A 12,351-nucleotide genomic window follows, 5' to 3' on the forward strand; every position below is an offset into this window, starting at 1 on the left:
GCCGAACCGCAGCCAGGTCGGCTCGGGGCCGAAGGGCCGCACCAGGATGCCGGCGCGCCCGAGGCGCTCGAAGATGCGCGCCGCTTCGGCATGGCGGGCCAGGCGGAACAACGGCGTGCCGCCCAGCACCGCGAGGCCTGCGGCCTCCAACAGCCCATCGAGCCGCGCCGCGGCCTCGATCAGCCGATGCCGCGTGTCGGCCTGCCATCGTGCGTCACCGAGCGCCCGGGTGCCGATCGTGAGGGCCGGGCCCGATACCGCCCAGGGCCCAAGGCCAGCCCGCAGCGCGGCGCAAAGCGCCGGATCACCGAGCGCGAAGCCGAGCCTCAGCCCTGCAAGGCCGAAGAACTTGCCGAACGAGCGCAGCACCAGCGTGTTCGGCCCTTCCACATGCGGCAGCAGGCTCGCCTCGCCGGCCTCGGCGAACGCCTCGTCCACCACCAGCAGGCCGCCCCGCTGGCCCATCCGCTGCGCCAGCGTGGCGAGGCGAAATGGCGACACCGTGCGGCCGTCGGGATTGTTGGGATTGATCACCACCGCCACATCGGCGGCCGCCAGGGCCTCGACGTCCTCGACCACCCGGACCGTGCAACCGGCGGCCCGCCAGGCCGCGGGATGCTCCTGGTAGCCGAAGCCCAGCACCGCCACCGTGGCGGCCGGCCGCAGCCGTGGCAGCAGGCCGATCAGCGCCTGGGTGCCGGGGGCCGCCACCACGCCCGCCTGCGGTCCGGCCCGGTAGAACGCGCGAGCCGCAGCCTCGAGCCCGGCCAAAGCCTCGAGATCGGGCAGGCGCTGCCACGCATCGGCAGGCAGGCTGCCGATCGAGTAGCCGTGCGGGTTGATGCCGGTCGACAGGTCGATCCAGGGTTCGGGCGCGTCCGGAAAGGCGGCCCGGGCGGCGAAGATCCGGCCACCATGGACCGCAAGCGCCGCGACGGCTGGATCGGGGGGAACGCAAAGGGCCGGCATCGCCGGGTGTTAACACAGAATCGCGAAGCGCGCCGTGTGGCACGACGCGGTCGGCCGCTCAGCGGCTCCAGGCCACCTCTCGGGCCTTCCAGGTGGTTTCGGCCACTTCGAGCGCCGCCAGCACCGAATGGGCGATCACCTCGGCCACCGCCATCTCGCCGGCCGGGGCGGCCGCCACCGTGGTGGTGCCGTCCGGCGTGCCGTCGAGCACCACCAGGAGGTCGTGCGGGCTGCCGGCGCGCGAGAGGATGCGCACCGTGATGCCGGATCGCGCCCCGACGATCTTGGCTGGCCGATAACGCTTGGGGCGTTGCGGCAAGTCGGTGGGAAAGGGAAGGATATCCGCCATCACGGGCCTTTGCGGGAGAGATTCCCCGAATGCCGTCACGCTATGCAATCAGGGTTACCGTTCCGTTGCGCGGAACGCATGGCACGCCGTACCACCCTGGCTCAACCATGGGTCCTGGGCCGTAAAGCCACCCAGCACGACCGGCGGCGGATGTTTGAGCGCCGTGGCGCCGCAGGCTCGACGAACAACCGTTTCACACCGCACGACGACGGTCTCGGGCCCCGTCTACGTCAAACGACGTATGGCTGCCCGGCCCGGCACTTGCACAATGCCGCCCAGCCAAGGCCGACGCGCCAAACGCGAGGGGAAGACATGGATCGCTTTGTGATGAACCGCCGCCAGGCCCTGCTGGGCGCCAGCGCGGCCGCGGGCGCCGTAGCGCTCGGCGGCATGAGCCGCGCCGCCTTTGCGGCCGACGAGACCGTGAAGGTCGGAGTGCTGCATTCGCTGTCGGGCACGATGGCGATCTCGGAGACGACCCTCAAGGACGTCATGCTGATGCTCATCGACGAGCAGAACCAGAAGGGCGGCGTGCTGGGCAAGAAGCTCGAGCCCGTGGTGGTCGATCCCGCCTCCAACTGGCCGCTGTTCGCCGAGAAGGCCCGCGACCTGATCTCGAACCAGAAGGCCGTTGCCACCTTCGGGTGCTGGACCTCGGTGTCGCGCAAGTCGGTGCTACCGGTGTTCAAGGAGCTCGACTCGATCCTGTTCTACCCCGTCCAGTACGAGGGCGAGGAATGCGAGCGCAACGTGTTCTATACGGGCGCGGCCCCGAACCAGCAGGCCATCCCGGCCGTCGACTACCTGATGTCGGCCGATGGCGGCTCGGTGAAGCGCTGGGTGCTGGCCGGCACCGATTACGTGTACCCGCGCACCACCAACAAGATCCTGGAAGCCTACCTGAAGCTGAAGGGTGTGGCGGCCGAAGACATCATGATCAACTACACGCCGTTCGGGCATTCCGACTGGCAGACGATCGTGTCCGACATCAAGAAGTTCGGCTCGGCCGGCAAGAAGACCGCCGTGGTATCGACCATCAACGGCGACGCCAACGTGCCGTTCTACAAGGAACTCGGCAACCAGGGCGTGAAGGCGACCGACATTCCGGTCGTGGCCTTCTCGGTTGGTGAGGAAGAACTCGCCGGCATGGACGCCAAGCCGCTCGTCGGGCATCTGACGGCCTGGAACTACTTCCAGTCGATCGACACGCCCGAGAACAAGGCCTTCATCGACAAGTGGCACGCCTTCACCAAGAAGCCGAACCGCACCACCAACGACCCGATGGAAGCCCATTACATCGGCTTCAACGCCTGGGTGAAGGCGGTCGAGAAGGCCGGCACCTTCAAGTCCGATCCCGTGATCGACGCGCTGATCGGCGTGTCGGTGCCGAACCTCAGCGGCGGCTTCTCGACCGTGATGCCGAACCACCACATCACCAAGCCGGTCTACATCGGCGAGATCCAGGCCGACGGCCAGATGAACACCGTGTGGCAGACACCCGGCCTCGTGGTGGCCCAGGAATGGTCGCCCTACCTCGAGGGTTCGAAGGACCTGATCGGCGATTGGCGGAGCCCGATGAACTGCGGCAACTTCAACGTGAAGTCCGGCAAGTGCGGCGGGGCCGCCTGAGCCAAGCCGAACCCTGTTCTTCTCCCGTGCGAACGGGAGAAGGTTCGGACCCAACTCGCGAGGCTCGAATGAGACTGTTTTGCCGAGCCTTCGCTCTCTTATTTCTCTTTTTTTGCGCGACGCTGCCGGCCCATGCCGACGCGACGGATGACGCCCTGGCGCATTTCGCAGCCGACAAATTCCCGGAAACCGAAAAGGGCATCGACGCCCTCGCGGCTTCGGGCGCCCCCACGGCCGGCGCCGTGCTGGACGCGCTCGCGCAGAACCGCCTGCTGGTCGATCCCGCCAACAAAACCGTCTTCTTCAAGGATGGCTCCGGCACCCTGTTCGACGCCCGGACGGGCGCGAAATCCGCGGTTGACGCGGCCTCCTTCAAGAAGGTCCGGCTCAACAACGCCGTCCGCTCGAAGCTGCAGGCCGTCGGCGGCTCGATGGACCTCGTGGCGTCCGACCCCGCCAAGCGCCGCGACGCCGCCCTGGCGGTGTTCCGCTCGCATGACGCGAACCAGCTCGCCCCGGTCGAGGCCGCGCTCGCCAAGGAAGCCGACCCGGACAGCAAGGCCGCCCTGCTGCAAGCCCGCGCCGCCATCCTGGCCACGACCCCGGACGCCACGCCCGCGCAACGCCTCGACGCCATTGCGACGCTGAAGCAGCGGGGCGACCAGGACGCGCTCGGCCTCCTCACGCCGCTCGCAAGCGTCGCGCCCGACACGGCCGCAATGGAGCCGGTGCGCGTTGCCGCGAAAACCGCCATCGCAGGCATCAACACCGATCTCGCCCTGTGGCAGGCGCTGCAGAACGTCTGGTACGGGCTGTCGCTCGGGTCGGTGCTGCTGCTGGCCGCCATCGGGCTCGCGATCACCTTTGGCGTGATGGGCATCATCAACATGGCCCATGGCGAGATGGTGATGATCGGCGCCTACACGACCTATGCCGTGCAGGCCGTGATCCGCAGCGCGATGCCGGGCCTGTTCGATGCGTCGCTGTTGATCGCGCTGCCGCTCGCCTTCCTGGTTTCGGGCGCGATCGGCATCGCGATCGAGCGTCTCGTCATCCGCCATCTTTACGGTCGGCCGCTTGAAACGCTCTTGGCCACCTGGGGCATCTCGCTGATTTTGCAGCAGGCGGTGCGCACGGGCTTCGGGGCCAACAACAAGGAGGTGGGTGCGCCCTCCTTCATGGCGGGCTCGTTCCATCTCGGCGGGCTCGAGATCACCACGGGCCGGCTCACCATCATCGTGTTCACGATCGTGGTCTTCGCCGCCCTCCAGCTCGTGTTGCGCGCCACCCCGTTCGGGCTGCGCATGCGGGCCGTGACGCAGAACCGCCGCATGGCCTCGGCCATGGGCATCTCGACCGGCCGCATCGACGCGCTCGCCTTCGGGCTCGGCTCGGGCATCGCGGGCATCGCCGGCGTGGCGCTCAGCCAGATCGACAACGTGTCGCCCAACCTCGGCCAGAGCTACATCATCGACAGCTTCATGGTGGTGGTGTTCGGCGGCGTCGGCAATCTGTGGGGCACGCTCGTGGCGGCGCTGGCGCTCGGCATCGCCAACAAGTTCCTGGAGCCGCTGGCCGGTGCCGTGCTGGGCAAGATCGCCGTGCTGGTCTTCATCATCCTGTTTATCCAGAAACGGCCGCGCGGGCTCTTCGCCCTCAAGGGCCGGGCCGTGGAGGCCTGACATGATCAGCCGCTCCCTCGGCCCGCGCGGCCTCGTCTTTCTTCTCGTGGTGATCGGGGCGGCCGTCCTGGTGCCGGTGCTCAGCCTCGCCGTGCCCGAAACCTCGGCGTTGCACATGCCGGCCTATCTGGTGGCCCTGTTCGGCAAGTACCTTTGCTACGCCCTTCTGGCGGTCGCCCTCGACCTCGTGTGGGGCTATTGCGGGATCCTGTCGCTCGGTCACGGCGCCTTCTTCGCGCTCGGCGGCTACGCCATGGGCCTTTACCTGATGCGGCAGATCGGTGCCCGCGGGGTCTACGCCAACCCGGACCTGCCGGACTTCATGGTGTTCCTCAACTGGCATACGCTGCCGTTCACCTGGTGGGGTTTCTCGTCCTTCGCCTATGCGTGCCTGATGGTCGTCGCCGTGCCGGCCGTGCTGGCGGCGCTGTTCGGCTGGCTGGCGTTCCGCTCGCGCGTCACCGGCGTCTACCTGTCGATCATCACCCAGGCGCTCACCTATGCGCTGCTTCTCGCCTTCTTCCGCAACGACATGGGCTTCGGCGGCAACAACGGCCTGACCGACTTCAAGGACATCCTCGGCTTCACGGTCCAGTCCGACGCCACGCGGGCGGCCTTGTTCTCGGCCTCGGCCGTCGCCTTGGCGCTCGGCATCCTGATCGCGGCCGCCGTGGTCGGTTCGAAATTCGGCAAGGTCGTGGTGGCGATCCGCGATGCCGAAAGCCGCACGCGGTTCCTCGGCTACCGGGTGGAATATTACAAGCTGCTGGTGTTCACGCTGTCGGCCGCCATGGCGGGCGTGGCGGGCGCCCTCTACGTGCCGCAGGTCGGCATCATCAATCCGGGCGAGTTCGCACCGGCCAATTCGATCGAGGCAGTGATCTGGGTGGCGGTCGGCGGCCGCGGCACCCTGGTGGGCGCCGCCCTCGGAGCCCTGATCGTCAATTTCGGCAAGACTTGGTTCACCGGCGCCTTCCCGGAATATTGGCTGTTCGGCCTCGGCGGTCTCTTCGTCGTCGTGACGCTGTTCATGCCGAACGGCATTCTGGGCCTCGCCGAACAACTGCGCCGCCGCAAGCGCCCGAAGCCGCCGACCGAGCGGCCGGTGGTGCCCGAGGAACAGATCGACGTGCTGCCGGAGGGGGCGTGATGGTGCGCCTCATCCGTCTTTGCGAGGCGCAAAGCGCCGAAGCAACCCAGGGGGGCGCCTCAGAGCTGGATTGCTTCGCTCCGCTCGCAATGACGGGATGGCTCCGCCGATGACCGACGCCCTCACCAATTCGCTGCTCTACCTCGACGACGTGAAGGTGTCGTTCGACGGCTACAAGGCGCTGCGCGGCCTGTCGCTGGTGCTCGGCCCCGGCGAGATGCGGGCCATCATCGGCCCGAACGGCGCCGGCAAGACCACCATGATGGATTGCATCACGGGGAAGACGCGGCCAGACACCGGTGACATCTATTTCGACGGTACCACCGACCTGACCACGCTCGACGAGGCGGCCATCGCGGAACTCGGCATCGGCCGCAAGTTCCAGAAGCCGACGGTCTTCGAGCATCACACGGTGGCGGACAACATCCTGCTGGCCTTGAAGGCACCGCGCACAGCCTTCGCGACCTTGTTCGGCAAAGCCGCCCGCGACCAGAGCACCAAGATCGACGCGGTGCTGCAGCGCATCCGCCTCATCGACCATCGTGGCCGACGCGCCGGCGACCTCAGCCATGGCCAGAAGCAATGGCTCGAGATCGGCATGCTGCTGGCCCAAGACCCGAAGCTGCTGCTGGTCGACGAGCCCGTGGCCGGCATGACCGACGCCGAGACGGCCGCCACCGCCGACCTGTTGCGCGAGATCGCCAGAGATCATTCGGTCGTGGTGGTCGAGCACGACATGCATTTCGTGCGCGAGCTCGGCGTCAAGGTGACGGTACTGCACGAAGGTGCGGTTCTGGCCGAAGGCTCGCTCGACGCGGTCAGCGCCGACCCGCGGGTGGTCGAGGTGTATCTGGGACGCTGAAGCCGCTTCGTCCCCTCCCGCGAGCGGGAGCAACAGTGTGTTCGGATCAACGATGCTGCACGTCGACTCCATCGACCTTTATTACGGCGCCGCCCAGGCGCTGCGCTCGGTGTCGCTCAGCGCGAAGCCCGGCCGCGTCACGGGCGTGCTCGGCCGCAACGGCGTCGGCAAGTCGTCGTTGTTGCGCGCCATCGTGGGGCATCAGCCGATCCGCAGCGGCCGGATCGTCTGGGACGATCGGGATATTTCGAAGCTGCCGACCCACAGCCGCGCCAAGCGCGGCATCGCCTATGTGCCGCAAGGGCGGGAAATCTTCCCGCTGCTGACCGTGCGGGAGAACCTGATGACCGGCTTCGCGCCGCTCGCCCGCCGAATGCACACGATTCCAGACGAAATCTTCGAGCTGTTCCCCGTGCTGAAGACCATGATGGGCCGGCGCGGCGGTGATCTGTCGGGGGGGCAACAGCAACAGCTCGCCATCGGCAGGGCGCTGGTCACCCGGCCGAGGCTGTTGGTACTCGACGAGCCGACGGAGGGCATCCAGCCCTCGATCATCAAGGACATCGGCCGCGCCATCGACTATCTGCGGGCCAAGGGCGACATTGCGATCGTGCTGGTCGAGCAATATTTCGAATTCGCCCGCGATCTCGCGGACGACTTCGCCGTGATGGACCGCGGCACTGTGGTGATCGCCGGCCCGAAGGCCGACATGGTCGAACACGAAGTGCGGGCGCGCCTGTCGGTGTAGGGCGTCTGGCCGTTACTTGGCCGGCTGCGCCTGCTCGTCCTTCTTCTTGGCGTTATGGTGGCCGACCGCGCAGCCGGCGGCCGCACCGACCTTGCCATGGCCGACGAGATGGCCCGCGACGCCACCCACCACGGCCCCGGTGATGCATCCGGCCTGCGCCGAGGTGGCCGGAACAGCGAACAGAAGGGCGGCGGCGATCAGATAACGCATGGGGGAGCTCCGTTGTCTTAAGGAGCAAACGCACGGACGCCCCATGATGGTTCCCGGCGGCTATGGGCGAAGGTTACGGGTCGCGCCAGGCCGGCGTCATGATGCCGGCGCTGCCCGGGATGGCGGCGTTGAGGCTGCGGGCGGGCGCAAGCGGCGGCGACGCCGTTGCAACGGCGGCCGGCCGCACGGGCGCCAAAGCGACAGGTTGCTGAGCGGGCAACAGGGCCGAGGCCTGCGGCACCACCGACACCTCGGCCACCGGCCGATGATGGATCGGCCTCCGATGAGCCAGCGTCGCGGCGCGGCGGCGTGGCGACGCCGCCACCGCGACGTCAGGCGCCTTGGGGAGGCGCCTGTGCGTCCGGGCGGCGCTCCGGCGCAGGATCGGCCTGGACGGCGTCACCGCGGCCACCGGCATGGGCTGTGCGGCGGGCGCACCGGTGATCTCGCGCGTCAGGGCGCATAACAGCACGCAGGAGGGGTCCGGCGCATCCGCGCCAGGAAGGACGCCCGACATGCAGCCGCCCAACAGCAGCGGTAGCGCCAACCCCGCGAGCCGCAATCGCGGCAAAGCTCGTTTCATCCCGCCTCCTCGCCGTAATGCCGGCCCGATCGGCGGCAAAATGCGGCGAAGATGCTTGACGCCCCCTTAAGCCGGGGCGTGCGGCTTGTGTCAGAACCGGGTGGTCAACGCGTCGAGGTCGGGCCGGACCCGGTCTTCGGGCACGGCTGCCGGACGACCGATGTGGATGAAACCCGCCATCTTCTCGAACGGTTCGACCCCGAGAGCCGCGAGGGCCGCCTGATCGTAGGCATACCATTCGGTCAGCCAGGTGGTGGCGAACCCCATCGCACACGCCGCGAGCGTCAGGTTCATGCAGACCGCGCCAGCCGACATCACCTGTTCCCATTCGGGAATCTTGGCATGCGGGGCCGCACGCGACACCACGGCGACCACCAGCGGCGCCTGGGCGAGGCGCTTGCGCTCGAGGTCGAGGCGCTTGTCCTCGGCCAGGGGGTTCTGGGCCTTGAAGACACCCGCCAGGGCATCGCCGGCCCGCAGCCGTGCGTCTCCCTCGAAGACGATGAACCGCCAAGGCGCCAGCTTGCCATGGTCGGGCACCCGCGCCGCGACCGTGAGCAGGGTGCGGAGTTGCTCGGCATCCGGCCCCGGGCCGGCGAGCTGGATCGGTGGCACCGAACGGCGCCGGCCCTGGAGGGCAATGGTGTCGGGAGCGAGATCTGTCATGGCGACCGTCGAATCACGGAAGCCGATGCGGTGCAAGGGGCGGGCGACACACTGGAATCGCTCTAAGGCGCATGCGTCGGGGAGCGTCGACGCCCGACCTACACGGCCGTCTCGTCGTTGACGGCGCCCGGCCGCCGCTGCACGTGGTGCAGGCCGAGGCGCAGCAACCGCACCGTGCAGCGGCTTTCGAGCGTGAAGGTGGCGGCCGCGGCCAACAGGCACACCAGGGCGAAACCGCCGGCCACAAGCGTCAACACCTTGGCAACCTCCACCGCCCAGTCCGGCCCATGGTCGGCCAGCAAGGCGCCGCTGAGCCCCGTCAGGGTGCTGACCCCGAAGCCGCCCACGGCCGAGTACAACAACGTCAAGGCCCGCACGATATGCACCACGCGGCGCTCGGCGAGCCGCATGGCATGCACCCGGTCGGTGAACAGAAAGCCGGTCGCGGTGCCCCGCCCATGCAGTTCCGCCTCGAGGTCGCGCCACAGCCCGATGGCCAGGTTGTAGCGGATGCTGGCGCCATTCAGCAGCACCGTCGAGGCGTTGGTCAGGATGGCCGGACCGGCGATAAAGGACAGCGGCAGGAATGGGTTGTCCATGGCACCTCGGAGGGGCTGCGGGCCAGTCCCTCATAGCCGATCCGGAGAACGGCGTCGCGGCTCGGCCGCAGCGAGCGGACGGCATGATCGCGAAAGCACGGTGGCGGCCGCTCCCCGGGTTTGCTAGCCTTCACGCCATGCGGATACGGATGATGGTTCGGCACGGCCTGACGGTTCTCGCCACGGGCGCGATGGTGGGGAGTGTCACGGCTCGGGCCGGCGCGGCGGAATTTGCCGACTGCCTGGCCGGTTTGCGCCAGACTGCCCTCGCGCGCGGCATCACGGCCGAGACGTTCGCGGCCGCGACCGACGCCCTGCAGCCGAACGACGCGCCGACCTTCCAGTCGAACCAACCCGAATTCTCGACGCCGCCCTGGGACTACATGGCCGGCCTTGTGGACGATCAGCGGGTGCAGGACGGGCAGGCGCGCGCCGCCGAGCAGGACGCCGCGCTGAAGCGCATCGAGGCGCGTTACGGCGTCAATGCCACCATCCTGTTGGCGGTCTGGGGCGTCGAATCCGATTATGGCCGCTCCTTCGGCACGCGGCCGGTGGTGCAGTCGCTGGCGACGCTGGCGTGCTACGGCCGCAAGCCCGATTTCTACAAACGCGAATTCGTCTCGGCCCTGGAGATCCTGCAACGGGGCGACGTGGCACCGGACCGCTTCAACGGCTCCTGGGCAGGCGCCTTCGGCCACACCCAATTCATGCCGTCGACATTCCTGCAGCACGGCGTCGATTTCGAGAACACCGGCCATGCCAACATCGTCGACTCGGCCCCCGACGCCCTCGCCACCACGGCCGCCTATCTGCGCGCTTCGGGCTGGCAGCCCGGTGTGCCCTGGGGCATCGAGGTCAAGCTACCGGACGGCTACAAGGGCCCTTCGGGGCGGACCGACCGGCATCCGCCCGCCTTCTGGGCCGCCAAGGGCGTGACCCGGGCCGACGGCGCCCCGCTCAAGGCCGGCGCCCCCGCGGGGCTGCTGTTGATCGCCGGGGCAAGCGGCCCGGCCTTCCTGGTGACGCACAACTTCGACGCGCTTTACGCCTATAATGCAGCCGAGGTTTATGCCCTCGCCATCGGGGTGCTGTCGGACCGCATCGCCGGTGCAGGCCCCATCGCAGGTGCATGGCCGACCGACGACCCCGGTCTGTCGCGGGCCGAACGGCGCGAGGTGCAGGAAAAGCTGATCGCCGGCGGCTACGAGATCGGCAACCCGGATGGCGTGATGGGCACCAAGACCCGGCAGGCCATCGCGGATTACCAGGTCAAGCTCGGCATGCCGCGCAACGGCCGCGCCAGCGCCAAGCTGCTGCAGGCCCTGCGGGACGGACGCTCCTAAGAGGCGTCGCCCTTAGGGTTCGTCTGGTTCTTACTGAACCAGACGAACCCTAGCATCTCTTCTCGGTCGGCTGCCCGATCGGGCCAAATGTTTCCATTTGGCCCTGACAGCCTTTAGCGCTTGCCGCCACGACGCTTGTCGTAGGGGTTCTCGCCCTGCTTCAGGGTCAGCCGGATCGGCACCCCTGGCAGATCGAAGGCTTGGCGCAGACCATTGACCAGGAAGCGCTGATACGAGGTCGGCAGATCGACCAGCTGGTTGCCGAACAGCACGAAAGACGGCGGCCGGGCCTTCGGCTGGGTCATGTAGCGCAGCTTGATGCGGCGACCGCTGACGGCAGGCGGCGGCGTCTGGTCGATGACGCCATTCAGCCAGCGGTTCAGCTTGGCCGTGGCAATGCGGCGGTTCCATACCTCCTGCACCTGAAGCGCCGCCTCGATGAGGGCATGCAGGCCCTGGCGATTGAGGCCCGACACCGGGATGACCGGCGTGCCCTTCACCTGCGGCAGCAAACGGTCCGCCTCCTCGCGCAGGGCCGTCAGGGTGGCGCCACGCTTCTCGATCAGGTCCCATTTGTTGACGCCGATCACCAGGCCGCGCCCTTCGCGCTCGCACAGGTCGGCAATGGTGAGGTCCTGCTTCTCGAACGGGATGGTGGCGTCGAGCAGCAGGATCACCACTTCGGCGAATTTGGCGGCCCTGAGCGCGTCGGCGGCCGCGAGCTTCTCGAGCTTGTCGTCGATGCGGGCGCGCTTGCGCAGGCCCGCCGTGTCGAACAGTTTCAGGCTGCGCCCGTGCCAGTCGAAGGTCAGGCCGATCGAGTCGCGGGTAATGCCGGGCTCCGGGCCGGTGAGCAGGCGCTCCTCGCCCAGGATGGCGTTCAACAGCGTCGACTTGCCGGCGTTGGGGCGCCCCACGACGGCGATGCGGACCGGCTTGCTGATGTCGAGCTCGGAACCGTCCTCCTCCTCGAAGGTGCCGCGGTCGCGCGCCTCGTCCTCGTCCTCCTCGACCAGCTGGGTCGCCTCGGGCAGCGCCTCGAGCAGCGCGCCATAAAGTTCGGCCATGCCTTCGCCGTGCTCGGCCGACAAGGCCACCGGATCGCCGAGGCCGAGGTCGAAGGCCTCATAGGCGCCCGCGGTGCCGGCCCGGCCCTCGGCCTTGTTGGCCACCAGGATGGTGGGCTTGCCGGCACGGCGCACCAGATCGGCGAAATGGCGATCGACCGGCGTGATACCGGTGCGGCTGTCGGTCATGAAGAAGATGCCGTCGGCGTCGGCCACGGCGGCTTCGGTCTGAGCGCGCATGCGACCGTTAAGCGAGGTGGCATTGCCGTCCTCGTCGAGGCCGGCGGTGTCGATCACGGTGAAGCGCAGGTCACCGAGCCGCGCCTCGCCCTCGCGCCGATCGCGCGTGACGCCCGGCTGATCGTCGACGAGCGCCAGCTTCTTGCCCACGAGGCGGTTGAAGAGGCTCGACTTGCCGACGTTGGGCCGGCCGATGATGGCAATGCGGAAGGTCATGGGGGCGTGGGTGCTGCGGGGGGTGTGGGAGCGGAGGG

Annotated in this window: 13 protein-coding genes; 6 read left to right on the forward strand and 7 right to left on the reverse strand. The window is 68.4% G+C overall.

The window, feature by feature from the left end; all coding sequences use genetic code 11:
* Both cobD and P7D22_RS20135 read right to left on the reverse strand, forming a co-directional pair.
* Positions 1-969 (reverse strand): threonine-phosphate decarboxylase CobD (cobD, locus tag P7D22_RS20130; RefSeq protein WP_319936048.1); only part of this gene is annotated, 969 nt, incomplete at its 3' end.
* Between the two features lie 58 nt (positions 970-1,027).
* Positions 1,028-1,318 carry a hypothetical protein gene (locus tag P7D22_RS20135; RefSeq protein ID WP_319936049.1) on the reverse strand — a complete coding sequence of 97 codons (291 nt, stop codon included), beginning with the start codon at positions 1,316-1,318 and terminating at the stop codon, positions 1,028-1,030.
* 327 nt (positions 1,319-1,645) lie between these two features.
* Here P7D22_RS20135 and urtA point away from each other — a divergent pair, with 327 nt between their 5' ends.
* The 5 genes from urtA (at position 1,646) to urtE (ending at position 7,389) form a co-directional block, all read left to right on the forward strand.
* Positions 1,646-2,947: an urea ABC transporter substrate-binding protein gene (gene urtA / locus P7D22_RS20140; RefSeq protein WP_442916123.1), complete on the forward strand. Its 1,302-nt coding sequence runs from the start codon at positions 1,646-1,648 to the stop codon at positions 2,945-2,947.
* A 68-nt stretch (positions 2,948-3,015) separates the two neighbouring features.
* Positions 3,016-4,629: an urea ABC transporter permease subunit UrtB gene (urtB, locus tag P7D22_RS20145; RefSeq protein ID WP_319936050.1), complete on the forward strand. Its 1,614-nt coding sequence runs from the start codon at positions 3,016-3,018 to the stop codon at positions 4,627-4,629.
* 1 nt (position 4,630) lies between these two features.
* A complete protein-coding gene (gene urtC / locus P7D22_RS20150; protein ID WP_319936051.1) occupies positions 4,631-5,779 on the forward strand; it encodes an urea ABC transporter permease subunit UrtC in 1,149 nt (382 codons plus the stop codon).
* A 109-nt stretch (positions 5,780-5,888) separates the two neighbouring features.
* Positions 5,889-6,641: an urea ABC transporter ATP-binding protein UrtD gene (gene urtD / locus P7D22_RS20155; RefSeq protein ID WP_319936052.1), complete on the forward strand. Its 753-nt coding sequence runs from the start codon at positions 5,889-5,891 to the stop codon at positions 6,639-6,641.
* 52 nt (positions 6,642-6,693) lie between these two features.
* Positions 6,694-7,389, forward strand: a complete 696-nt coding sequence (urtE, locus tag P7D22_RS20160; protein ID WP_319936059.1) for an urea ABC transporter ATP-binding subunit UrtE — start codon at positions 6,694-6,696, stop codon at positions 7,387-7,389.
* Positions 7,390-7,401: 12 nt separating this feature from the next.
* On the opposite strand, the gene P7D22_RS20165 is transcribed toward urtE, so the two are convergent.
* The 4 genes from P7D22_RS20165 to P7D22_RS20180 all read right to left on the reverse strand — a co-directional run bounded on the left by P7D22_RS20165 (position 7,402) and on the right by P7D22_RS20180 (position 9,447).
* Positions 7,402-7,599 (reverse strand): hypothetical protein, encoded by a 198-nt coding sequence (locus P7D22_RS20165; protein WP_319936053.1) that lies wholly within the window; start codon positions 7,597-7,599, stop codon positions 7,402-7,404.
* A gap of 73 nt (positions 7,600-7,672) precedes the next feature.
* Entirely contained in the window at positions 7,673-8,182 is a 510-nt protein-coding gene (locus P7D22_RS20170; RefSeq protein WP_319936054.1) for a hypothetical protein, read from the reverse strand.
* A gap of 90 nt (positions 8,183-8,272) precedes the next feature.
* Entirely contained in the window at positions 8,273-8,848 is a 576-nt protein-coding gene (locus P7D22_RS20175; RefSeq protein ID WP_319936055.1) for a nitroreductase family protein, read from the reverse strand.
* A gap of 98 nt (positions 8,849-8,946) precedes the next feature.
* Positions 8,947-9,447 (reverse strand): DUF2721 domain-containing protein, encoded by a 501-nt coding sequence (locus tag P7D22_RS20180; protein WP_319936056.1) that lies wholly within the window; start codon positions 9,445-9,447, stop codon positions 8,947-8,949.
* 149 nt (positions 9,448-9,596) lie between these two features.
* Here P7D22_RS20180 and P7D22_RS20185 point away from each other — a divergent pair, with 149 nt between their 5' ends.
* Entirely contained in the window at positions 9,597-10,790 is a 1,194-nt protein-coding gene (locus P7D22_RS20185) for a lytic murein transglycosylase (RefSeq protein WP_319936057.1), read from the forward strand.
* 113 nt (positions 10,791-10,903) lie between these two features.
* Here the strand turns inward: P7D22_RS20185 and der are convergent, their stop codons facing one another.
* A complete protein-coding gene (der, locus tag P7D22_RS20190) occupies positions 10,904-12,313 on the reverse strand; it encodes a ribosome biogenesis GTPase Der (protein WP_319936060.1) in 1,410 nt (469 codons plus the stop codon).
* Positions 12,314-12,351 lie beyond the last annotated feature (38 nt).

This window comes from Lichenihabitans sp. Uapishka_5 (assembly GCF_033947565.1).
GTDB lineage: Bacteria > Pseudomonadota > Alphaproteobacteria > Rhizobiales > Beijerinckiaceae > Lichenihabitans.